General features: G+C 69.0%; 19 protein-coding genes and 1 pseudogene. 10 read left to right on the forward strand and 10 right to left on the reverse strand.

Features of this window, described 5'->3' with window-relative positions; all coding sequences use genetic code 11:
• The first annotated feature begins 41 nt into the window (after nucleotides 1–41).
• Nucleotides 42–599 carry an NADPH-dependent FMN reductase gene (locus tag FUT87_RS00450; protein ID WP_147239719.1) on the forward strand — a complete coding sequence of 186 codons (558 nt, stop codon included), beginning with the start codon at nucleotides 42–44 and terminating at the stop codon, nucleotides 597–599.
• A gap of 3 nt (nucleotides 600–602) precedes the next feature.
• Entirely contained in the window at nucleotides 603–1,346 is a 744-nt protein-coding gene (locus FUT87_RS00455) for a 16S rRNA (uracil(1498)-N(3))-methyltransferase (protein ID WP_147239720.1), read from the forward strand.
• On the opposite strand, the gene FUT87_RS00460 is transcribed toward FUT87_RS00455, so the two are convergent.
• From FUT87_RS00460 to FUT87_RS00500, 9 genes are all read right to left on the reverse strand, one after another.
• Complete coding sequence (locus FUT87_RS00460; protein WP_147239721.1) at nucleotides 1,326–1,511, reverse strand: hypothetical protein; 186 nt, start codon at nucleotides 1,509–1,511, stop codon at nucleotides 1,326–1,328. The two genes, FUT87_RS00455 and FUT87_RS00460, sit on opposite strands and share 21 nt — an antisense overlap.
• 95 nt (nucleotides 1,512–1,606) lie before the next feature.
• Nucleotides 1,607–1,864, reverse strand: coding sequence for a hypothetical protein (locus FUT87_RS00465; RefSeq protein ID WP_091730495.1), 258 nt, complete (start codon nucleotides 1,862–1,864; stop codon nucleotides 1,607–1,609).
• A gap of 78 nt (nucleotides 1,865–1,942) precedes the next feature.
• Nucleotides 1,943–3,229, reverse strand: coding sequence for a class I SAM-dependent RNA methyltransferase (locus FUT87_RS00470; protein ID WP_147239722.1), 1,287 nt, complete (start codon nucleotides 3,227–3,229; stop codon nucleotides 1,943–1,945).
• 107 nt (nucleotides 3,230–3,336) lie between these two features.
• Nucleotides 3,337–4,860 carry an RNA polymerase factor sigma-54 gene (locus FUT87_RS00475; RefSeq protein WP_147239723.1) on the reverse strand — a complete coding sequence of 508 codons (1,524 nt, stop codon included), beginning with the start codon at nucleotides 4,858–4,860 and terminating at the stop codon, nucleotides 3,337–3,339.
• Nucleotides 4,861–4,874: 14 nt separating this feature from the next.
• Nucleotides 4,875–5,642 (reverse strand): LPS export ABC transporter ATP-binding protein, encoded by a 768-nt coding sequence (lptB, locus tag FUT87_RS00480; protein WP_091730505.1) that lies wholly within the window; start codon nucleotides 5,640–5,642, stop codon nucleotides 4,875–4,877.
• Nucleotides 5,639–6,262 (reverse strand): lipopolysaccharide transport periplasmic protein LptA, encoded by a 624-nt coding sequence (lptA, locus tag FUT87_RS00485; protein WP_091730510.1) that lies wholly within the window; start codon nucleotides 6,260–6,262, stop codon nucleotides 5,639–5,641. The genes lptB and lptA overlap by 4 nt, the downstream gene beginning before the upstream one ends.
• Nucleotides 6,263–6,441: 179 nt before the next feature.
• Entirely contained in the window at nucleotides 6,442–8,133 is a 1,692-nt protein-coding gene (locus tag FUT87_RS00490; RefSeq protein ID WP_147239724.1) for an ABC transporter ATP-binding protein, read from the reverse strand.
• Nucleotides 8,134–8,137: 4 nt separating this feature from the next.
• Nucleotides 8,138–9,190 (reverse strand): ABC transporter permease, encoded by a 1,053-nt coding sequence (locus tag FUT87_RS00495; protein WP_186830288.1) that lies wholly within the window; start codon nucleotides 9,188–9,190, stop codon nucleotides 8,138–8,140.
• Nucleotides 9,187–10,125: an ABC transporter permease gene (locus FUT87_RS00500; protein ID WP_147239725.1), complete on the reverse strand. Its 939-nt coding sequence runs from the start codon at nucleotides 10,123–10,125 to the stop codon at nucleotides 9,187–9,189. Before FUT87_RS00500 ends, FUT87_RS00495 begins: the two co-directional genes overlap by 4 nt.
• Nucleotides 10,126–10,517: 392 nt before the next feature.
• Between FUT87_RS00500 and FUT87_RS00505 the strand changes: the two genes are divergently transcribed.
• The 6 genes and pseudogenes from FUT87_RS00505 (at nucleotide 10,518) to FUT87_RS31520 (ending at nucleotide 18,285) form a co-directional block, all read left to right on the forward strand.
• Entirely contained in the window at nucleotides 10,518–12,317 is a 1,800-nt protein-coding gene (locus FUT87_RS00505) for an ABC transporter substrate-binding protein (RefSeq protein WP_091730518.1), read from the forward strand.
• Between the two features lie 22 nt (nucleotides 12,318–12,339).
• Nucleotides 12,340–12,753, forward strand: coding sequence for a hypothetical protein (locus FUT87_RS30155; RefSeq protein WP_255511595.1), 414 nt, complete (start codon nucleotides 12,340–12,342; stop codon nucleotides 12,751–12,753).
• The gene (locus FUT87_RS00510) at nucleotides 12,705–14,222 is read left to right on the forward strand and encodes an ABC transporter substrate-binding protein (RefSeq protein WP_255511597.1); all 1,518 of its coding nucleotides are present in this window, start codon (nucleotides 12,705–12,707) and stop codon (nucleotides 14,220–14,222) included. The genes FUT87_RS30155 and FUT87_RS00510 overlap by 49 nt, the downstream gene beginning before the upstream one ends.
• Nucleotides 14,223–14,242: 20 nt before the next feature.
• Complete coding sequence (locus tag FUT87_RS00515; RefSeq protein ID WP_255511596.1) at nucleotides 14,243–16,165, forward strand: ABC transporter substrate-binding protein; 1,923 nt, start codon at nucleotides 14,243–14,245, stop codon at nucleotides 16,163–16,165.
• A gap of 78 nt (nucleotides 16,166–16,243) precedes the next feature.
• Nucleotides 16,244–16,867, forward strand: a pseudogene (locus tag FUT87_RS31515) (AMP-binding protein); the annotation flags it as partial.
• 146 nt (nucleotides 16,868–17,013) lie between these two features.
• Entirely contained in the window at nucleotides 17,014–18,285 is a 1,272-nt protein-coding gene (locus tag FUT87_RS31520; RefSeq protein ID WP_404935334.1) for an AMP-binding protein, read from the forward strand.
• Nucleotides 18,286–18,721: 436 nt separating this feature from the next.
• Here FUT87_RS31520 and FUT87_RS00525 read toward each other — a convergent pair whose 3' ends face one another.
• The gene (locus tag FUT87_RS00525; RefSeq protein WP_147239726.1) at nucleotides 18,722–19,252 is read right to left on the reverse strand and encodes a hypothetical protein; all 531 of its coding nucleotides are present in this window, start codon (nucleotides 19,250–19,252) and stop codon (nucleotides 18,722–18,724) included.
• A 410-nt stretch (nucleotides 19,253–19,662) separates the two neighbouring features.
• On the opposite strand from FUT87_RS00525, the gene FUT87_RS00530 reads away from it, so the two are divergent.
• Both FUT87_RS00530 and FUT87_RS00535 read left to right on the forward strand, forming a co-directional pair.
• Nucleotides 19,663–20,304 (forward strand): PEP-CTERM sorting domain-containing protein, encoded by a 642-nt coding sequence (locus tag FUT87_RS00530; protein ID WP_222617011.1) that lies wholly within the window; start codon nucleotides 19,663–19,665, stop codon nucleotides 20,302–20,304.
• A 10-nt stretch (nucleotides 20,305–20,314) separates the two neighbouring features.
• Complete coding sequence (locus tag FUT87_RS00535) at nucleotides 20,315–22,507, forward strand: phosphocholine-specific phospholipase C (protein ID WP_147239728.1); 2,193 nt, start codon at nucleotides 20,315–20,317, stop codon at nucleotides 22,505–22,507.
• The last annotated feature ends 14 nt before the right edge of the window (nucleotides 22,508–22,521 follow it).

Here is a 22,521-nt window from a genome sequence, read left to right on the forward strand (position 1 = left end):
GACCGCCCTGGGGCGGTCCTTCCTTTGTTGGGAGCTCATCCATGTCCTCGCCCTATCGCGTCGCGGTACTCGTCGGCAGCCTGCGCAAGGCTTCGTTCAACCGCAAGCTGGCCCTCGCGCTGGCGCAGCTGGCCCCGGCCGAGCTGAAGCTGGAGATCGTCGAGATCGGCCAGCTGCCCTTCTACAACGAGGACGAGGCGGCCGAGCCGCCGGCGCCCTGGGTCGAATTCCGTAACGCCATCAAGGCGGCGGACGCCGTGCTGTTCGTCAGCCCCGAATACAACCGCTCGATCCCGGGCGCGCTGAAGAATGCGCTGGACGTGGGCTCGCGGCCCTACGGCCACAACGCCTTCGACGGCAAGCCGTCGGCGGTGATCACGCTGTCGCCGGGCGCGCTGGGCGGCTTCGGCGCCCATCACCACCTGCGTCAGGTGCTGGCCTGCCTGAACGCGCCGCTGCTGCCCTCGCCGGAGGTCTACCTCGGCGGCGCGAACGAGATGTTCAAGGACGATGGCAGCCTGGCCAAGCCGGAGACGGAAGCCTTCCTGCGCAAGGTCATGACCGCCTTCGCCGCCTGGGTGCAGAAGCTCAAGGGGTGAGGCTTGGCGGCGAGGTTGTTTGTCGAGCAGCCGCTGGGCGCGCTCGCGCTCGAGGCTGAACTGGCGCTGCCGCCCGGCGCGGCGCGCCATGTGCAGGTGCTGCGGTTGCAGCCCGGCGATGAGGTCACCTTGTTCGACGGCGGAGGGGACGAGTGGATCGCCGCGGTGACGGCGATGGGCCGCAGCGAGGTCCGCGTGGCGCTCAAGTCCCGGCAGCCGGTCGATCGCGAGATGAAGCGCTCGGTGACGCTGGCGGTCGTGATGCCGGCCAACGACCGCATGGACGGCATCGTCGAGAAGGCCTGCGAGCTGGGCGCGGTGGCGATCCAACCGCTGATGAGCGAGCGCTCGGTGCTGCGGCTGCAGGGCGATCGGGCGGAGAAGAAGCGGGCGCACTGGCAGGGCGTCGCGATCGCGGCGGCCGAGCAATGCGGGCGGTCGAAACCGCTGCAGGTGGCGGCGGTGAAGACGCTGGCGCAGTGGCTGGCGGAGCTGCCCGACGATGCCGATGAACAGCGCTGGCTGCTGAGCCCGGTGGCGGCGCAGCCCTTGTCGGCGCTGGCGTCGAAGGCGGGCGATGCGGGACGCATCGTGGTCCTCAGCGGCCCCGAAGGCGGCCTCAGCGAGGCCGAGGAGCAATCGGCCCGCGCGCGAGGCTTCAGCGCCGCGAAGCTGGGTCCTCGGATCCTGCGGGCGGATACGGCGCCGCTGGCGGTGCTGGGTTGGCTATCCCTCAGCGGATCCTGAAGCGTCCTCTAGCGCTTCGATTCCCAATTCGCGGTAGAGCTGCTCAAAGGCCTCGTCCACCGGGATGTACTCCGACGATGGTGTCGCCAAGCGACGGTCCAGCAGTTCGCGGAATGCCTGATAGCGTTCCGCTTGCTGTCGGGGCGCGTACGGGATGTCGTTCATGTCAACGGTCTCGACTATTCAAAGGCGCGCAGTAGCCGGGCGGTGTCGCGCGCCGTCGCGCAGGTCGTCCAATGCCTCCGGCTGGAGGCAGACCTTCATTCGTCGCGATGCCTCAGCAGAGGGAACTCTGCACGCAAAGTCTCGAAGGCCTCATCCAGAGGGATGCCCTTCCCGGCCTTGATGTCCGCGACGGCTCGGTCAACCGAGGCATCGAAGGCGCGCAGTTGCGCCTCCCGCCAGTCCTTCAACTCCTCGCTGTCGCGCAGCACCTGCGTGCGCGACGAATACTTTCCGCTCTCGATCAGATCCAGCACGATGGCCTCCAGGTCGGGTCCAAGTTCGGCGTGAATCATCTCGGTCCTTCCGTCGGAAAGAAATCGCATCGTAGGGGGTGACCGCATCCCCAACAAGGAGGCCCCCGCCCGGCGAAGTTATTCGTCGGAGTCAGTGGTCCCGGCGTTTTGCCGGCGCGCCGAGCCGGCCACCAGGTCGAACTTGAACAGCCGGCATTCGATCGGGCCGTTCCACATCGGGATGCGGCGTGACTCCTTCAGCCGCATCTTGCTCGGCAGCTTCATCTCCGGACACAGCAGCCAGGCCGTCCATCCCGCCTCGTGCTGCGTGTAGGCGCGCTTCCAGTGCGCGGACAGGCGCGGGAAGAAGTCGTCCCCAGCGTCGCGTTCCTCGGACAGCGCGCCACCGTCCATCCGGTGCGCACCGGCCTTGCCGCGGACCTCGATCCGCTCGCCATACGGCGGGTTCAGCATCAGCGTGCCGGGTATGTCCGCCGGCAGCTTGGGCGCGGGACGCTCCAGCGCATCGCCGCCGTTGAACTGGATGTATTGCGCCACGCCCGCGCGCTCGGCATTGCGGCGCGCGAAGTCGACCATCCGGAACGACACGTCGCTGGCGAAGATCGGGACCTCGGGCGGATGCTCCGCGGCGCGCGCCTGCTCCTTCATCGCGCGCCAGGCCGGCAGCAGCGGCTGGAACGGCGCGAGCTTCTCGAAGGCGAAGCGGCGCTGGATGCCCGGCGCGATGTTGCAGGCGATGGTCGCCGCCTCGACCGGGATGGTGCCCGAGCCGCAGCACGGATCGCTCAGCGCGCCGCCCGCCTCGCGCGTGCCCTTCCAGCCCGCCGCGGCCAGCATCGCCGCGGCCAGCGTCTCCTTCAGCGGCGCATCGCCCTTGTCCTCGCGCCAGCCGCGCTTGAACAGCGATTCGCCGGAGCTGTCGACGTAGACCGTCGCCAGGTATTCCGTGAGGTGCAGCTGCAGCGGCAGGTCCGGCCAGCGCGTGTCGACGCTGGGGCGCTCGCCGCTGGCCTCGCGCAGCACGTCGCAGACGGCGTCCTTCACCCGCAGCGTCGCGAAGTTCAGGCTGTGCAGCGGCGAGCGCTGCGCCGTCGTGTCCACCCGCAGCGTCTGGCGCGGGGTGATCCAGCGCGTCCAGTCGACGGTGCGCGCGATGGCGTAGATGTCGTCCTCGTGGCGGTATTCCTCGCGGGCCACTTCGATCAGCACCCGCTGCGCGAGCCGGCTGTGCAGGTTCAGCCGCATCACCGCGGCCAGCGTGCCGTACAGGCCCACGCCGCCGCGGAAGGCCTTGGGCCCGTCCAGGCATTCGTCCGGGCCGAGGATGTCGCGGACCTCCGCCTCCAGCCAGTCTTCGACGCCGGCGGCGCAGGGCAGGAACAGGTGGTAGGCGGAATCGGACATCGTGGGGCGGCGTGAGGAAGCGGGCGCCGCAGCGCCCGGGGATCAAGCGGCGGATTGTCCCACCGACAGGCGATCGGGGCTGCTGCCCCGCGACGCGGGGTTGGCGCTCAGCGCGCCTTGCGCAGGTTGGCTGGCGCGAGCTTGAGCGCCTCGCGGTACTTGGCGACGGTGCGGCGCGCCACGGTGATGCCCTGCTCGCCGAGCATCGTCGAGAGCTGGCTGTCCGACAGCGGGCTGGTGGCGTCCTCGGCGGCGATGAACTGCTTGATCAGCGCCCGCACCGCCGTGCTCGAGGCATTCCCGCCCGCCTCGGTCGACAGGCTGGAGCCGAAGAAGTACTTCAGCTCGAAGGTGCCCCAGGGCGTGGCCATGTACTTGGCCGTCGTGACGCGCGAGATGGTCGACTCATGCAGCCCGAGTTCATCGGCGATCTCCCGCAGCACCAGTGGCTTCATCGCCAGCTCGCCATGGGTGAAGAAGCCGCGCTGGCGTTCGACGATCGCCTCGCTGACGCGCTGGATGGTGTCGAAGCGCTGCTGGATGTTCTTGATGAACCAGCGCGCCTCCTGCAGCTGCCCGCCCAGCGGCGAATTGCTGACGCCGCCGCGCGTGGCGCGCAGCGCCTGCGCGTACAGCTCGTTGATGCGCAGCTTGGGCAGCACGTCCGGATTGATCGAGACGCGGAAGTTGCGGCCGGCCTTCTGCACGATCACGTCCGGGATGACCGGCCGGTTGTCGCTCTGTGCGTAGCGGCGGCCGGGCTTGGGCTCCAGGCCGGCGATCAGCGATTGCGCGTCGCGCAGCAGTTCCTCGTCGGCGCCGGTCAGCGACATCAGCCGGCGCCAGTCGCGCTTGGCCAGCAGGTCCAGATGGCGGCGGCAGACGACGACCGCCAGCGCCTGCTCCGGCGAGCGCGGCAGCGTGCGCAGCTGCAGCTCCAGGCATTCGGACAGATCGCGCGCGCCGACGCCGGACGGCTCCATCGACTGCAGCCACTTGAGCGCCACCTTGAAGCGGTCCAGCAACTCCTCGCGCTGCTCCGCGTCGGCCTCCTCGCCCAGGACCGCGGCGACCAGCTCCTCGAGCGGATCCTCGAGGTAGCCGTCCTCGTTCAGCGATTCGATCAGCGCCAGCAACGCCGCGCGGTCCACCGCGCTCAGGTTCATGCCGGGGATCTGCGCCCGCAGCACGTCCTGCAGCGATTCCGACGGCGCCTCCGTCTCGGGCCGCTCGTCGTCGTCGCCCGAGGACGAGGCCGCGCTGCCCGGCGTCTCGCGGATGCCGTCAAAGTCGTCGCCCTCGGTGCCGTTCTCCCAGTCGTCGCGCTCGGTGGTGCCGAATTCCTCGGCGCGCATCTCCTCCCCCGCGGGCGCGTCGCCGGGCGGCGCCTCGGACTCGGTCTGCGCGACGCGTTCCTCGCGTTCCTCGCGCTCGGTCAGACGCTCCTGCGTGGCGGTGGGCAGCGGGGCGTCGAATTCCTCGTCGGTCTCCAGCAGCGGATTGCTGGCGAGCATCTGCTCCACCTCCTGGTGGAGCTCCAGCGTCGACAGCTGCAGCAGACGGATGGACTGCTGCAGCTGAGGCGTCAGCGCGAGATGCTGGGACAGGCGAACCTGTAGCGTCGGCCTCATGTCCGGCTCCGGCCCTACATCTTGAAGTGTTCGCCGAGGTAGACCCTGCGCACGTCCTGGTGCTCGACGATGTGCTGGGGCGTGCCTTCGGCGAGCACCGCCCCCTCGCTGATGATGTAGGCGCGATCGCAGATGCCCAGCGTCTCGCGCACGTTGTGGTCGGTGATCAGCACGCCGATGCCGCGCTGCTTGAGGAAGCGGATGATCCGCTGGATCTCCAGCACCGCGATCGGGTCCACGCCGGCGAAGGGCTCGTCCAGCAGGATGAAGCGCGGCTGCGTGGCCAGCGCGCGGGCGATCTCGACGCGGCGGCGCTCGCCGCCGGACAGCGCCGGCGCGGGCGTGTCGCGCAGCTTCTCGATCGAGAGCTCGTTGAGCAGCTTGTCCAGCTCCGCGTCGATGCGCGCGGACGACCAGGCCTTGCCCTTGTCGTCGAGCTGCAGCTCGAGCACGGCGCGGATGTTCTCCTCGACATTGAGCTTGCGGAAGATCGACGCTTCCTGCGGCAGGTAGCTCAGCCCCATGCGCGAGCGCTGGTGGATGGGCAGGGTCTGCACCGGGCGGCCGTCGATCTGGATCTCGCCGGCATCGGCGCGGACCAGGCCGACGATCATGTAGAAGCTGGTCGTCTTGCCGGCGCCGTTGGGGCCCAGCAGGCCGATGACCTCGCCGCTGTGCAGGTCGAGGTGGACGTCCTTGACCACCTTCCTGACGCCGTAAGACTTCTGCAGCCCCCAGGCCTGCAGGCGGCTCCGGGAGGTGTTCGTGCGGGCTTGGGTCATTGCTGGGGCGACTGGCGGGGCGTCAGGTTGATGCTGGGACGCAGCGGCAGCGGGGCGCTGCTGGCGGGCGGCGGTTCGCTCGCGGCATTGCGCGGCATCAGCACGACGCGACCGCGGCCGCTGGGATGCGGCGAGGCGGCGCCGGTCTCGACGACCAGGCGCTCGGTGCGGTTGTCGTAGTTCAGCGTGGCGCCGGACAGCGCCTGCTTGAGCTGGTCGCCCTGCATCACCCGCGCCTCGGCGTTGCCGACCAGGCGGATGGTCTCGGTGCGGGTGTCGTATTCGATCTGGTCGGCGCGGCCCTCGATGCGCTCGCCCGGGGTGTCACGGTCCTGGCGGAAGTGGACCTGCTTGGCGGAGGTGCCGTTGGCGTAGGCCTGGTAGTAGCCGTCGCTGGTCTCCTGGACGTCCATGCGCTCGGCGCGCAGCTCCATGGAGCCCTTGGTCATGATCACGTTGCCGTTGAACTCGGACCGCTGGCGCACCTTGTCGATCGCGCCTTCGCGGTCGAAAACCAGGTTCAGCGGCTTCGTGCGGTCGTCCTTGGAGGCCTGCGCCCAAGGCGCGGCGAGGGCCAGCGCGAGCGCGCTCGACAACAGCAAGGGGCGACGAAGCGACATGGGGGGATCCTGACGGCACAAAACTTGCTGGCCATTCTAGCCACCGCTTCGTGGGGGAGCAGGAGGTCCCCCGCGCGAGCGAGGGACCTGGACTTCGCGATTGTGCAAAGTTCCCTTTTGGTGCAGGAATGGTGCAGGGGGCGGGGCGGCGTTCCCCGTCCGGTCGGCGCCGGGTGGGCTCAGGCCACGCTGGCGGCGGGCTCCGCGCCCTGATAGCCGCGCGGCACGGCGCCCAGCAGGCGCTTCGTGTACTCCTGCTTCGGCGCCAGGAGCAGCGCGCGGGCGTCGTTCTGCTCGACCACGTCGCCGTGCTGCATCACCAGCACCTCGTCGGAGATGAACTTCACCACCGCCAGGTCGTGGCTGATGAAGATGTAGCTCAGGCCGAACTCGTCCTGCAGGTCCTTGAGCAGGTTCAGCACCTGGGCCTGGACCGACACGTCCAGCGCCGACACCGCCTCGTCCAGCACCAGCACCTCCGGCTTGAGCGTCAGGCAGCGCGCGATCGCGATGCGCTGGCGCTGGCCGCCGGAGAACTCGTGCGGGTACTTGTGCAGCGCGCTCTCGTCCAGGCCGACCTTGCGCAGCAGCGCGCTGGCGGTGGCCAAGCGCTCCTCGTGGCTGGCGCCGATGCCGTGGATCTCCATCGGCTCCAGCAGCGTCTGCGAGATGGTGAAGCGCGGGTTCAGCGACGCATACGGGTTCTGGAACACCACCTGGATCCGGCGGCGCATCTTCTGCCAGTCCGGGCCCGTCATCTTCAGCAGGTCCCGGCCCTCGAAGAGCACCTCGCCGCCGGTGGGTTCGTGCAGGCGCAGCAGGGTCAGGCCCATCGTGGTCTTGCCGGAGCCCGACTCGCCCACCACGCCCAGCGTGTGGCCCTTGCGCAGCTGGAAGTCCACGCCCTTGACGGCCTTGAACTCGGTCTTGCCGAACAGGCCCGACTTGAAGAAGAAGCTCTTGCGCAGCCCCTTGACCTCCAGGATCACCGGCGCCGCCGGATCCTTGGCCTTGCCCGCGCCCTGCGCCGAACGCCCGGCGATGTGGTCGTCGATGACCATCAGCCGCGCCGGGTTCTCCGTCAGCGAAGGCCGGCAGGCCAGCAGCGCCTTCGTGTAGGCGTCCTGGGGGTTGTGGAAGATGTCGGCCACCGGTGCCTGCTCGCGGACCTCGCCATGGCGCATGACCACGACCTGGTCGGCGATCTCGCCCACCACGCCCAGGTCGTGCGAGATGAACAGCATGCTCATCTTGTGCGTGTCCTTGAGCCTGGCCATCAGCTCCATCACCTGGCGCTGGATGGTCACGTCCAGCGCGGTGGTGGGCTCGTCGGCGATCAGCAGCTTGGGATTGCAGGCCAGCGCCACGGCGATCATCACGCGCTGCTGCTGGCCGCCGGACATCTCGTGCGGGTAGCTCTTGAGCCGCCGCTTCGGGTCGGGGATGCCGACCTCGTTGAGCAGCTCCTCGGCGCGCACCAGCGCCTGGCGCCGGCTCATGCCCAGGTGCTTGATCAGCGGCTCCATGATCTGGTCCGCGACCGGGAACACCGGGTTCAGCGAGCTCATCGGGTCCTGGAACACGCAGGCGATCTCGCGCCCGCGCACCGACTGCAGCTCCCGCAGCGAGGTCTTGAGCAGGTCGCGCCCCTGGAACAGGATCGCGCCGCTGCGCTCGGCGTTGTCGGGCAGCAGGTTGAGGATGGACATTGCCGTCACGCTCTTGCCGGAGCCGGACTCGCCCACCAGCGCGACGGTGCGGTTCTCGGGGATGTCGAAGCTCACGCCCTTGACGGCCAGCTGGCGCTGCATCACGCCGCCGGTCCTGCCCATGCGGAAGGCGACCTTCAGGTCTTGAATGCTCAACAGCATGGCGTTACTCCAGACCGCGCAGTTTGGGATCGAGCGCGTCGCGCAGCGCATCCGTGAAGAGGGCGAACGCGGTGACGAACACCGCCATGAAACCGGTCACCGCGGCCAGCTGCCACCAGTAGCCCAGGATCAGCTCGCTCTGGGCTTCCGCCAGCATCGTGCCCCAGGACACCTGGTCCACGCTCACGCCCAGGCCCAGGTAGGACAGGATGACCTCGCTCTTGATGAAGCCCACGACGTGCAGCGACAGCTGCACCAGCGCCACGTGCGACACGTTGGGCAGGATGTGCTTGAACATGCGCGAGGCCTTGCTCGCGCCGATGGCCTCGGCGCTGCGCACGTACTCGCGCACCGAGTGCTTCATGAACTCGGCGCGCACCAGGCGGTAGATGCCGGTCCAGCCCGCCAGGCCCAGGATCATCACCACCGGCAGCACGCCGCGGCCGAAGACGACGGCGAACGCGAAGATCAGCAGGATGTTGGGCATCGCCGTGAAGACGTTGTAGACCCACTCCAGGAAGTCGCCGACCTTGCCGCCGTAGAAGCCCGACAGCGCGCCGAGCACCGTGCCGATGAGGGTGGCCACCAGCGCCGCCAGCACGCCCACCATGATGGAGATCTCGGCGCCCTTGATCGCCTTGGCCAGCACGTCGCGGCCCAGCCGGTCCGCGCCGAAGGCCAGCGTCTGCGCGGGCGGCGCCTCGTCGGTCTTGTACTGCTTGGCCCGTTCGGTCCACTCGGCGTACTTGGGCGCGAGCGGGTCGATGTCGCTGAGGTCGACGTTCGGCCCCTTGGGCTGGGCGATCGCGCCGGCCGCCTCGGCGGGCGCGGGGCCCATGAAGGTCGGCGGCGCGTTGGGCACGCCGGTCTCCTTCTGCCAGTCGCGGGCCACCAGGCCCAGGCCGGCGGCCAGCACCAGCAGCAGCGACAGCGCCACCACCACCATCGAGAACACGCCGACCTTGTCGGACTTCAGGCGCCGCCACGAAGCGGCCCACACGCCCTGCGAGCGCTTCGGCGCCGCGACCGCGGCCTGGTTGGACAGCACTGCGCTCATTTGAGGACCACCCGGGGGTCAACCAGCTTGTAGAGGAGGTCGGTGACGAGGTTCACCACCATCGTCAGCGCCGCGATGTAGATCGCGAAGGCCTGGATCACCGGATAGTCGTTGCGGTTGACCGCCAGCAGGATCTCGCGGCCCAGGCCCGGGATCGAGAAGAAGACCTCCAGCAGGAAGGAGCCGACGAACACGCCGGGCAGCGCCACCGAGATGTTGGTCATGATCGGGATCATCGCGTTGCGCAGCACATGCTTGAGCAGGATGGTCTTCTCGGTCAGGCCCTTGGCGCGCGCGGTGCGGACGTACTCGTGGCCGATCTCGTCGAGGAAGAAGGTGCGGTACAGCCGCGTGTACGGCGACAGCGCCACCGCCACCGCGACCAGCACCGGCAGCGGCGCGTAGGTCGTCAGGTTGGTCCACAGCGAGTCGCTCCAGCCCTGCACCGGGAACCAGCCCAGCCGGAAGGCGAAGACGTACTGCGCCACGATCACGTAGACCAGCAGCGAGATCGACACCGCCACCGTCGTCAGGATCATCACCGCGCGGTCGGTCAGGCTGCCCCGCATGTAGGCCACGGCCAGCGCGAAGGGGATCGCCAGGATCACCTCCAGCACCAGGATGGGCAGCATCACCGTCAGCGTGGCCGGCATGCGTGTGGCGAAGAGGTTGGCCACCGACTCGTTGGTCGCCCAGCTCTTGCCCCAGTCGAAGGTCACGATCTGCTGCAGGAAGATCAGCAGCTGTTCCCACACCGGCTTGTTCAGGCCGAGCTGCTCGCGGATGGCTTCGATCTGGTCCTGGCTGGCGTTCAGGCCGCCCAGCACTTCGGCGGGATCGCCGCCAAACCATTTGAAGAGGAAGAACACCAGCAGCACGACGCCCAACAGCGTGGGGATCATTTGCCACAGGCGCCTGATGAGATATGCCGCCATGACCGCGGGACTCCAAGCAAGCGCCGCCGGGATCGCGCGAGCGTCCGGCGACCGATAAAGACAAACCCCGGACGCTTGTGACGGCCGGGGCCTGCGGGTCGAAAAATCACGCGCGAGTCTACGTGAGCGCCTCTCGCCGCCGCACCGGCATTTGCCCTGAATCCATCGAAGAAAACTGATGAAGCACGCTCGTGGAAGCAGGCGCATCCATCCGCAGTGCGCCCTGGCGACGGGGCAGGTCCCGCTCTCGGGGTTGTTGGCATGGCGGGCGCGGACATCGCCCACTAGACTGGCGCGCTTTCGAATTCAAGGACGGCTTCCAGATGCGACGCGGCATGGCCGGGACACAATCCCAGGCGCTCTTACTTTCGGCATCCCTCGCGGCCTTGGCGATGTTCACGGTGATCCCGTCGACCGCCCGCGCCGCCGACGAGGCCGCCACCCCCGCGCCCAAGGTGCTGCGCTACGCGATCCGCGTGGCGGAGACCGGTTTCGATCCGGTGCAGGTCACCGACCTGTACTCGCGCAACGTGACCTCGGCGATCTTCGACGCGCCGCTGCGCTACAGCTTCCTGGGGCGGCCCTACCGGCTCGAGCCCAACATCACCGACGGGCTGCCCGAGGTCTTCGACGACCACAAGCGCTTCGTCTTCAAGATCAAGCCCGGCATCTACTTCGCCGACGATCCGGCGTTCAAGGGCCACAAGCGCGAACTGGTGGCCGAGGACCTGGTCTACACCGTCAAGCGCCACTACGACCCGCGCAACAAGAGCGGCCACCTCTACCGCCTGGAGGGCGCGAAGATCCTGGGCCTGTCCGAGGTGCGCGCCGAGGCGCTGAAGAACAAGACGCCGTTCGACTACGCGCGCCCCGTCGACGGCGTGCGCGCGCTGGACCGCTACACGGTCGAGATCCGCGTCGCCAACAGCGATCCGCGCTTCCTGTACCACTTCGCCGATCCGATGGTGGGCATCGTCGCGCGCGAGGTCGTCGAGGCCTACGGCGACCGCATCATGGAACACCCCGTGGGCACCGGCGCCTGGCGCCTGGCCGAGTGGCGCCGCTCCTCGCGCATGGTGCTGGAGAAGAACCCCAACTTCCGCGACGTGCGCTATCACGAGGAGGTCGGCCCGGACCGCCCGGCCGCGCTGGTCGAGGCGGTCAAGAAGCTGCAGGGCCGCAAGCTGCCGATGGTGGACCGGGTCGAGATCTCGGTGATCGAGGAATCCCAGCCGCGCTGGCTCGCCTTCCTGCGCAAGGAATTCGACTTCATGGACGAGCTGCCGGAGGACTTCGCGCCGGTGGCGATCCCGCAGAACAAGCTCGCGCCCAACCTCGCCAAGGATGGCATGCGGGCAATCCGCTACGAACGCGCGGACATCTCGGCGTCCTACTTCAACATGGAGGACCCGGTCGTCGGCGGCTACACGCCGGAGAAGATCGCGCTGCGCCGCGCGATCGCGCTGGGCGTGGACGTCGAGCGCCAGGTGCGGCTGCCTCGCAAGGGCCAGGCGATCCCGGCGCAGGGCATCATCTCGCCGGGCGTGACCGGCTACGACAAGGCCTTCAAAACCGAGATGAGCCAGTACGACCCGGCCCGCGCCAAGGCGCTGCTGGACCTGTATGGCTATGTCGACAAGGACGGCGACGGCTGGCGCGACCTGCCCGACGGCAGCCCGCTGGTGCTCGAGTACGCGACCCAGCCCGACGGCCGCAACCGCCAGCTCGTCGAGCTGTGGCAGAAGGACATGGATGCGCTGAAGGTGCGCATCAAGTTCAAGATCGCCAAGTGGCCCGAGAACCTGAAGGCCGCCAACGCCGGCAAGCTGCAGATGTGGGGCATGGGCTGGAGCGCCGACATCCCCGACGGCGAGAACTTCCTGGGCCTGGCCTACGGCGGCAGCAAGGGGCAGTCGAACAAGGCCCGCTTCGACCTGCCCGAGTTCAACGCGCTGTACCGCAAGCAGCATTCGATGGCCGATGGTCCCGAGCGCGTCGCGGTGATGCAGGACGCGCAGCGGCTGCTGACGGCCTACATGCCCTACAAGGTCGAGGTGCACCGCATCTACACCGACATCACCCAGCCGTGGGTGCTGGGCTACGACAAGAACCTCTACCAGCGCGACTTCTACACCTTCGTCGACATCGACACCGACGCGCTGGCCAAGGCCCATGTGAACAAGAAGCCCTGAGCGCTTCGACGACCGCCCCGCCATGACGACGATCCGCGCCCGACGCCTGTCCTCGAACCTGCGCGGGGCCGTCCTCGCGTCCCTGCTGGCGCTGGCCGGCCTGAGCCCCGCGCAGGCGGCGGACGGCGCGAGCGCGCCCGCACCTTCCCCGGCCTCCGCGGCCTCGGCGCCGAAGGTGCTGCGCTACGCCTTCCGCGTCGCCGAGACCGGCTTCGATCCGGCCAAGGTCAGCGACCTCTATTCGCGCATGGTCACGCCCCACATGTTCGAGGGGCTCTACACCTACGACCAGCTGGCGCGTCCCGCGAAGATGAAACCGCTGACCGCGGCGCGCTGCCGGAGAGCGCCGACGACTACAAGCTGTGGACGGTCAAGCTGCGGCCGGGCATCTATTTCTCGGACGATCCCGCCTTCAAGGGCAGGCGCCGGGAGCTGACGGCCGAGGACTACGTCTACACCTTCAAGCGCTTCGCCGATCCGGCCGTGGCCTCGCCGTCGTGGAGCGAGGTGGAGGAGCTCGAGCTGCTCGGGCTCAACGAATACCACGCGCAGGTCCGCAAGTCCGGCAAGCCCTTCGACTACGACAAGCCCATCGAGGGCCTGCGTGCGCTGGACCGCTACACGCTGCAGTTCCGGACCAAGGAGACGCGGCCGCGCCTGATGGAGGTCTTCGCGCAGGGCGACCTGTATGGCGCCGTCGCGCGCGAGGTGATCGAGGCTTATCCGGGCGACTCGATGGCGCATCCGGTGGGCACGGGGCCCTTCGTGCTCAAGCAGTGGCGGCGCAGCTCGCTGATGGTGCTGGAGCGCAACCCGCATTACCGCGAGCGCTTCTACGACCAGGAGGTCGATCCCGCGCCGGACGATGCCGAGGGCCAGGCGCTCAAGGCGCGCTTCAAGGGCCGCCGCCTGCCGATGATCGATCGCGTCGAGATCGGCGTCATCGAGGAGAACCAGCCGCGCTGGCTGTCCTTCCTCAATGGCGAATACGACTTCATCGAGCGCACGCCGGAAGATTTCATCAACCAGGCGATGCCCAACGGCAAGCTGGCGCCCAACCTCGCCAAGCAGGGCAAGCATGCCTACCGGACCGTGGCCTCGGACGTGCTGTTCACCGTGTTCAACCTGGAGGACCCGTTGGTGGGCGGCTACACGCCGGACAAGATCGCGCTGCGCCGGGCGATCGCGCTGGCCATCGATGTCGAGCGCGAATTGCGGCTGGTGCGCCGCGGCCAGGCGATCCCGGCCCAGTCGCTCTACATGCCGGGCACGACCGGCTACGACCCGGCGTTCAAGAGCGACATGAGCAGCTTCGACCCGGCGCGCGCCAAGGCGCTGCTGGACCTGTACGGCTATGTCGACAAGGACGGCGACGGCTGGCGCGACCGGCCCGACGGCTCGCCGCTGGTGCTGGAGAGCCTGACGACGCCCGAGCAGTTCCAGCGCCAGATCGACGAGATCGTCCAGAAGAACCTCAACGCGGTGGGGCTGCGCATCGCGTTCAAGCCGGCCAAGTGGCCCGAGAACCTCAAGGCGCTGCGGGCCGGTCGCTACCAGATCTGGTCGCTGGCGACTTCGGCGGCCAAGCCCGATGGACAGGACTCGCTGGCGCGCATGTACAGCGGCCAGATCGGCGCTCAGAACTACGCGCGCTTCCGGCTGCCGGCCGTCGACAAGCTCTACGACGAGGCCTCGCACCTGCCCGACGGGCCGGAGCGGCTCAAGATCTTCGACGAGACCAAGCGCTACGCCACCGCCTACATGCCTTACAAGTACCGCGGCCACCGCTTCATCACCGACATCGCCCAGCCACAGCTCATCGGCTACCGCCGGCCGCAGTTCTGGCAGAACTGGTGGGAGTACGTGGACAGCGATCCCGACGCCGCCGCGAAGTTCAAGCACTAGCCTCCGAGGTCCCGACGTCCATGCGCGCACGCCGCCCCGCTCCGAATGCCGTCCCGCACGGCGTCTTCCTTGATCGGATCACCGGCGCGATGCGCCGCGGAGCCTGGACGCTGGGGCTGATGGCGGCCTCGCTGGCCGTCGCGACGAGCGCCGGCGCCGCGGCGTCCCCGCCGCCGGCGGGCGGCTCGCCCTCGGTCCAGACGCCCGCGGCACAGCCGGAGAAAGTGCTGCGCTACGCCTTCCTGGTGGCCGAGACCGGCTTCGATCCGGCGCAGCTGAGCGACCTGTATTCGCGCATCGTCACCGCCCACATCTTCGAATCGCTCTACAACTACGACTACCTGGCGCGGCCGTTCAAGCTCAAGCCCAACACGGCCGCGGCGATGCCGGAGGTGTCCGACGATTTCCGCACCTGGACGATCCGGCTGCGGCCCGGCATCTACTTCGCCGACGACCCGGCCTTCAAGGGCCGGCGCCGCGAGCTGACCGCCGAGGACTACGTCTACAGCCTCAAGCGCTTCTACGACCCCGCGACCAAGGCGCCGCTGTACTCGACCTTCAAGCAGGAAGGGATCCTCGGGCTGGAGGAGTTGCGGGTGGAGGCGCTGAAGAGCAAGCGCCCGTTCGACTACGACCGGCCGGTCGAGGGCGTGCGCGCGCTGGACCGCTACACGCTGCAGTTCCGGCTCGCCGAGCCGCGTCCGCGCTTCCTCTACAACCTGGCCGGCGGCGACACCTACGGCGCGGTCGCGCGCGAGGTCATCGAGGCCTATGCCGGCAAGACGATGGAGCACCCGGTGGGCACCGGGCCCTTCATGCTGGACCGCTGGCGGCGCAGTTCGCTGATCCGCCTGGTGCGCAACCCCGGCTACCGCGACGTGTTCTACGACGCCCAGCCCAATCCCGGCGATGCCGAGGGCCAGGCGCTGCTGGCGCGCTTCAAGGGCCGCAAGCTGCCGATGATCGACGCGGTCGAGATCAGCATCATCGAGGAGGGCCAGCCGCGCTGGCTGTCCTTCCTGAACCGCGAGTTCGACCTGCTCTACCTGCTGCCCGAGGAGTACGCGGAGGTGGCGGCGCCGCACGGCAGGATCGCGCCCAACCTGCAGAAGCATGGCATCCAGCTCTACAGCGTGCTGGCCAGCGACCGCACGATGTACTACTTCAACATGGAAGATCCGACGGTCGGCGGCTACACGCCGGACAAGGTCGCGCTGCGGCGCGCGATCGGCCTGGCGACGGACATCGCCACCGAGATCACACGCACGCGCCGCCACCAGGCGGTGCCGGCGCAGTCGGTCGTGGCGCCGATGACCTGGGGTTACGACCCCGACTACAAGAGCGAGAACGGCGACTTCGACCTGGCGCGCGCCAAGGCGCTGCTCGACACCTATGGTTATGTCGACAAGGACGGCGACGGCTGGCGCGATCAGCCCGACGGCCGCCCGCTGGTGCTGGAGATCGCGTCCTCGCCGGACTCGCGCTCCAAGCCCTACGACGAGCTGTGGAAGCGCGACATGGACAAGCTGGGCGTGCAGATCCGCATCCGGACCGCGCAGTGGCCGGAAAACCTGAAGTCGGCGCGCGCCGGGCAACTCATGATCTGGCAGCTGGGCTTCAACAGCTCGACGCCGGATGCGCAGCTCGGGCTGGAGCTGATGTACGGGCCGGCCTCGGGCGGGCAGAACCTGGGCCGCTTCAAGCTGGAGCGCTACGACGAGATCTATCGCCGCATGATGGTGCTGCCCGATGGCCCGGAGCGCGCCGCGCTGCTGCGCGATGCGCAGAAGCTGCTGACCGCCTACATGCCGCAGAAGTTCCGCGTGCACCGGATCGTCAACGACCTGGCCCAGCCCTGGCTGATCGGCTTCCGCCGGCCGTACTTCAACCAGATCTTCTGGCCCTACGTCGACATCGACACGACGAAGCGGCCCCCGCGCTGACTCTCACTCCCGGTCGCACGCGTGACGCGCCCCCTGCCGGATCTGCGCTACCTTCCCGACCTCGACAAGGAGAGTCGCATGGTCCCGACGCCGCAGATCGACCACTACCGCCGCTTCCTGCGCGAGCAGCGCGGCCTGGTCTTCGATGACTACGCCTCGCTGTGGGCCTGGTCGGTGACGGAGCTGGACGCGTTCTGGCGCAGCATCTGGGACCACTTCGACCTGCGCTCATCCACGCCGTTCGAAGCGGCGCTCTGCGAGGAGCGCATGCCGGGCGCGGTGTGGTTCCGCGGCGCCACGCTGAATGTCGCGGCGCAGGCGCTGCGCCACGTCGACGCGGCCGACGCAGCCGGCCACCCGGCCATCGTGCATGCCGACGAGGCGATGCTGGCCCGGGGCGAACTCGGCGAACTGAGCTGGCCGGCGCTCCAGCGCCAGGTCGGCGCGCTGGCGGCCGCGCTGCACGAGCTCGGCGTGCGCCGCGGCGATCGAGTCGTCGCCTACCTGCCCAACGTGCCGGCGACGGCGGTGGCCTTCCTCGCGGTGGCCAGCCTCGGCGCGGTCTGGTCGGTGTGCTCGCCGGACATGGGACCGGTGGCGGTGCTGGACCGTTTCCGTCAGATCGAGCCCCGCGTGCTGATCGCCGCCGACGGCGTGCGCTACGCCGGCCAGGAGATCGACCGCATGGGCATGCTGGCGCAGCTGCTCGACGAGCTGCCCACGGTGGGCGATGTCGTGCTGCTGGCCAACCTCGACCCGCGGGCGGATCCCGCGTCGCTGGCACGGGACGCCGGCTCGGGCGGCCGGCGCGGCGTGCGCATCGCTGGGACGACCTGGTCGCCCATCCGGTGTCGCGCGCGCCGGAGCCGGTGCCCTTCGACCATCCGCTGTGGATCGTCTACTCCAGCGGCACGACCGGCCTGCCCAAGCCCATCGTGCACGGGCACGGCGGCGTGCTGCTGGAGATGCTCAAGGGGTCCATCCACAACAACGTCGGCGCGACGGTGGACACCGGCGACCGCTTCCACTGGTACAGCTCGACGGGCTGGATCATGTGGAACTGCCAGGTCGGCGCGCTGATGGGCGGCACGACGATCTGCCTGTTCGACGGCAGTCCCGCCGGCCCGAAGGACGCGCCGGACTGGAGCACGCTGTGGCGCTTCGTGGCCTTGTCGGGCGCGACCTTCTTCGGTGCGGGGGCGGCGTTCTACGCGAGCTGCCTGAAGGCGGGCGTCGAGCCCCTGCGCCATGGCGACCTGAGCCGCCTGCGCGCGGTCGGCAGCACCGGCAGTCCGCTGGCGGACGAAAGCTACGACTGGATCTGGGCGCACTGCCCCAAGCCGGACGGGCAGCCCATCTGGATCTGCATCATCAGCGGCGGTACCGACTTCGCCGGCGCCTTTCTGACCGGCCTGATCACCGAGCCGCTGGTGCGCGGCCAGATGCAGGTGCGGAGCCTGGGCGCAGCGGTGCATGCGTTCTCGGAGGCCGACGCGCAGGGCCAGGGCCGCGCGCTGGTCGACGAGGTCGGCGAGCTGGTCTGCACGCGGCCGATGCCGTCGATGCCCTTGTACTTCTGGGGCGACCAAGACAACGAGCGCTACCTGTCGAGCTACTTCGACATGTACCGCGGCCCGAATGGCGAGGGGATCTGGCGGCATGGCGACTGGCTGCGGATCACGCCGTCGGGCGGCGGGATCATCTACGGGCGCTCGGACGCGACGATCAACCGGCATGGCATCCGCATGGGAACGGCCGAGCTGTATCGCGCCGTGGAGGCGCACCCGGAGGTGCTGGACAGCCTAGTGGTGGACCTGGAGTACCTCGGACGGCCGAGCTGCCTGCTGCTGTTCGTGCAGTTGCGGGACGGGGTGGCGCTGGAGGCGGACCTGGAGCAGCGGCTGCGGGCGTCGATCAAGAAGGCGCTGTCGGCGCGGCATGTGCCGGACGAGATCCACCAGGTGACCGCGATTCCGCGGACGCTGTCGGGCAAGAAGATGGAGCTGCCGATCAAGAAGCTGCTGCTCGGCGCCGCGGCCGAACAGGTCATGAAGCGCGATGCGATGGCGAATGCCGATGCGGTGGCTTGGTATCAGCGCTTCGCCGAGGGCCGGCAGTAGGTGCCTGCAGTTGCGAGCGGTCGGCGGCCGACCTGTCGCAGTCGCTCAGCACGCGAGCTGCCGCCCTCAATTGCTTGTCCACTGCTGTTGGCGATATGGGATCGTCCCATTCATAGTCGGCCGTCGTCCTCCGTTGCCGTTGCTCCCGCAACAGGCGGGCGAGGTTCCTTGATCGCTTTGCCTGGTGGCGACTGCAGGCCCCGTGGGGGTGATGCAGCCGCGAGATGAGACGCGCATGTACACCATGCAAGCCAGCGTCTTGTCCCAGCGAGGGGAGCTGCTTCTCCCAAGCGAGACAACGGTGATAGGCCGCGTAGTAGGCGCGGCTGATTGCCGATCGTTGGGCTGCTTCATCGGTATGGCGCGCCAGTTCGCGCGCCAGGCGCAGCCAGTCATGAGCCTTGTGGAACATGAGTCCTCCTGAGCCTCTGGCGTTTCAGCGCGGGCCGCTGTCGAGGAAGCGCAGATAGAAGCGCTCGCGATCCAGGTTGTGTTTCGTCAGGAGGTCGTCATACCGGCTGTCCCAGATCGAGGCGTGGTCATAGTCCAGGCAGGTGTGGACGTCGTACCGCACCCAGCAGTCGTCGTCCATTTCGAAGGTGCAGAACCACGGCGCGCCGTCAAGGCGGATGTGGTGGAGGCGGGTGAAATCGCCGGCCAGGCGCAGCAGCTGCAGGGCGTTCGCCGCTGTCAGTCCGCTTCGCTGGAGCACGCGCTTCAACGCAGCGGCGGATCCTTCCCAATCGGCCAGTTCGCACCTCGCGACGAGATCGGGATCAGCCGCGTCGCCGAAGACCAGGTGAGGGTGCTGCAAGGCATGGACCAACGCTTCGAAGTCGGCGGGGTCCTGGTGGGCGGAGGGGGTGAGCGCTGCTCGCTCGCTGCGGTGCGTCGTTGGGCTCGTCATGTTCATGGCTGGTTCCTGAAGAGGAGGATCGTTGAAGGCATATCGGGTCCTGGCGCTCATGAGCGGCTCCTTCGTGCGGGTCCCATGACCCGAAGGCCTGCAGTGTCGGCAGCCGCCGGCCGCGTGTCTTTCCTCCGAATTGCGGGATCGATGGGGGAACTGATCGAGGGAGGCGGGTCCCCCTGCGCATCCTGATCATGGGGGTGTCCGTCAGGCCCGCGACAGGTGGCCCGGCGATGCATCGCGTCACCGTCGACACCCTTGCTCGCAGACGCGCAACACCCAGGGTTACATGACAGCCGCGCGTCGGTTCGGGGACGCGCCCCCGCTTCGGGCGACAGCGCCGCCCGGGGTGGGTGCCCAGCCTGTCGATGACATCGACCGTTCACCGGTCTGTCACCTCGGCCTCTGAACATCCGCCGCGTTCCACCGCCCCTGCGCCGTCAAGGCCTGACCCTCCAGTCGGGCCCGTGCGTGCCGCGCCGCGGTGGCAATCCCCATCCCGACCTCCCTGGAGTCCTCATGCGCAAGCCTCTTGCCCGCCACTTCGCCCGCGTCTGCCTGCCGCTGACGCTGGCCCTGGCCGCCTCGTTCGCGTCCGCCACCGTCGTCACCTTCGACGACCTCGCCACCGACGGCATCGTCCCCGCCAACTACGCCGGCCTGGACTGGTCGCCAGCTCCTGGTTCCAGTACGCCGGCGAGCAAGCCCCATACACGCCGCATTCGGGCGACCGCCGCGCCACGCTCGGCTTCGACGGCAGCAGCGCCACCAGCGCCATCGGCTTCCTGACCCCCAGCACCTTCCAGGGCGCCTGGTTCGCCGGCTTCGACGGCGTCAACATCGCGATCGACCTGTACCGCGGCGGCCTGCTGGTCGCCTCGACGTCGACGCTGAATCTGGGTGAGACGCCCGCCTTCCTGGCCAGCGGCTACACCGGCCTCGTCGACCGCCTGGTGTTCCGCAGCAACGACCCCGCCTTCTTCGTCATGGACGACCTGAGCTTCGCCGCCGCCGTCCCCGAGCCGGCCTCCGGCGCGCTCGCGCTGGCCGGCCTGGCCGTCGCCGCGCTGGTGATCCGCCGCCGCCAGGCCTCCCATTCCGCCACCTGAGGAGCCCGCCATGACGCAGCAGCAAGCCCCCCGCCGCCAGTTCCTCCGCGCGGTCGCCACGACCGCCGGCGCCACCGCCGCGATGACCAGCTTCCCGCCGGCCATCGCCCGCGCGCTGTCCATCCCGGCGGCCGTGCGCACCGGCACGATCCGGGACGTCGAGCACATCGTCATCCTGACGCAGGAGAACCGCTCCTTCGACCACTACTTCGGCACGCTCAACGGCGTGCGCGGCTTCGGCGACCCCTTCCCCGCGCCGGTGGCCGACTCGGCCAACGTCAAGGGCCGCTCGATCTGGGTCCAGCCCACCGCCAACAACGCCGCGCCCGGCGCGATCGCGCCCTTCCACCTGAACACCGCGCAGAACTTCGCCTTCATGCGCGTCAGCGGCACGCCGCACTCGTGGACCGACGCGCAGGCCGCCTGGGACCACGGCCGCATGAACAGCTGGCCCAAGGCCAAGCAGAACCACTCGATGGGCCACTTCACGGCGCAGGACCTGCCGTTCCAGTTCGCCCTCGCCAACGCGTTCACGCTCTGCGATGCCTACCACTGCTCGACGCAGACCGGCACCAACACCAACCGCCTGTTCCTCTGGACCGGCACCAACGACCCGCTGCGCCTGGGCAACGGCCCGTCCACCGACAACAGCCACGACTGGTTCAACCCGAACCCGCTGGACGACTACACCTGGACCACCTACCCCGAGCGCCTGCAGTCGGCCGGCATCAGCTGGCAGGTCTACCAGAACATGGCGGACAACTTCACCGACAACTCGCTGGCCGGCTTCAAGGTGTTCCGCGACGGCTGGTACAACCGCCCGGGCTACTCACAGGTGCTGAAGGACCGCGGCATTTCCACCCGCGACCTGGACCTGCTGCGCGAGGACGTGCTCAACAACCGCCTGCCGCAGGTGTCTTGGATCGTGGCCACCGCCGAGGGCTCCGAGCATCCCGGCCCGTCCAGCCCGGCGCAGGGCGCGGACTACACCGCCAAGGTGCTGGACGCGCTCACCGCCAATCCGGACGTGTGGGCCAGGACCGTCCTGTTCATCAACTTCGACGAGAACGACGGCTTCTTCGATCACGTGCCGCCGCCGGCCGCGCCGTCCTATGTGAGCTGGAACGCCAACCCGGCACAGGCGGTGCTCGCTGGCGGATCGACGGTGGACACCACCGGCGAGTACTGCGAGATCCTCAACGGCGCCTCGCCGACCTACCTGCACCGTCCCTATGGCATGGGCCCGCGCGTGCCGCTCTACATCGTGTCGCCGTGGAGCAAGGGCGGCTGGGTCAATTCGCAGGTGTCCGACCACACCTCGGTGCTGCGCTTCATCGAGGCGCGCTTCGGCGTCAAGGAGACCAACATCGGCGCGTGGCGTCGCGCGGTCGCGGGCGACCTGACCTCGTGCTTCAACTTCGCCGATCCGGAGGACAGCGAGTTCTTCTCGAAGCTGCCCGGCACCGTGGCGCTCGCCAACCGGGCCCGAGCGCTGCCCGGCACGACGACACCGCCGGTGCCCGGCGCGCTGCAGCTGCCGTCGCAGAACGCCGGCGTGCGCCCCGCGCGACCACTGCCCTATGACCTGCAGGCGACCGCGGCGCTGAGCACCGGCGCCGGCCCCAATGCGACGACGATCGCGGTCACCTTCCAGAACACCGGCACCGCCGCGGCGGTCTTCCACGTCTACGACCGCACACGCCTGAACGAGATCCCGCGCCGCTACACCGTCGAGGCGGGCAAGCAGCTCACCGGCAGCTTCGTGCCGCAGACGACAGGCGCCTACGACCTGTGGATCCTCGGCCCGAACGGTTTCCATCGCCACATCGCCGGCAACGCGCGTCGCGCGGCGGCGGCCGGCCAGCCCAATCCGGAGGTGATCGCCCAGGCCGCGCCGGCCACCGGCGAACTGGTGCTGACGCTGGTCAACACCGGTCCGGTGGCGGCGACCTTCAGCGTCGCCCACAACAAGTACCAGACGGGCGCGCCGCGCAGCGTCAACGTGCCGGCGCGCAGTCGCAGCGAGCTGCGCCTGGGCGTCGCCGTTGCCGCGCATTGGTACGACGTGTCGGTGCGAGTCGGCGGCCAGCCCGACTTCCTGCGCCGTTTCGCCGGCCACATCGAGACCGGCGCGCCGTCGGTCAGCGATCCGGCGATGGAGGGCCTCGCGAAGGCGGACCAGTACCGCGTGCAGGGCGCCTGACCGACCGGCGGGCA

It is taken from the genome of Mitsuaria sp. TWR114, assembly GCF_007997345.1.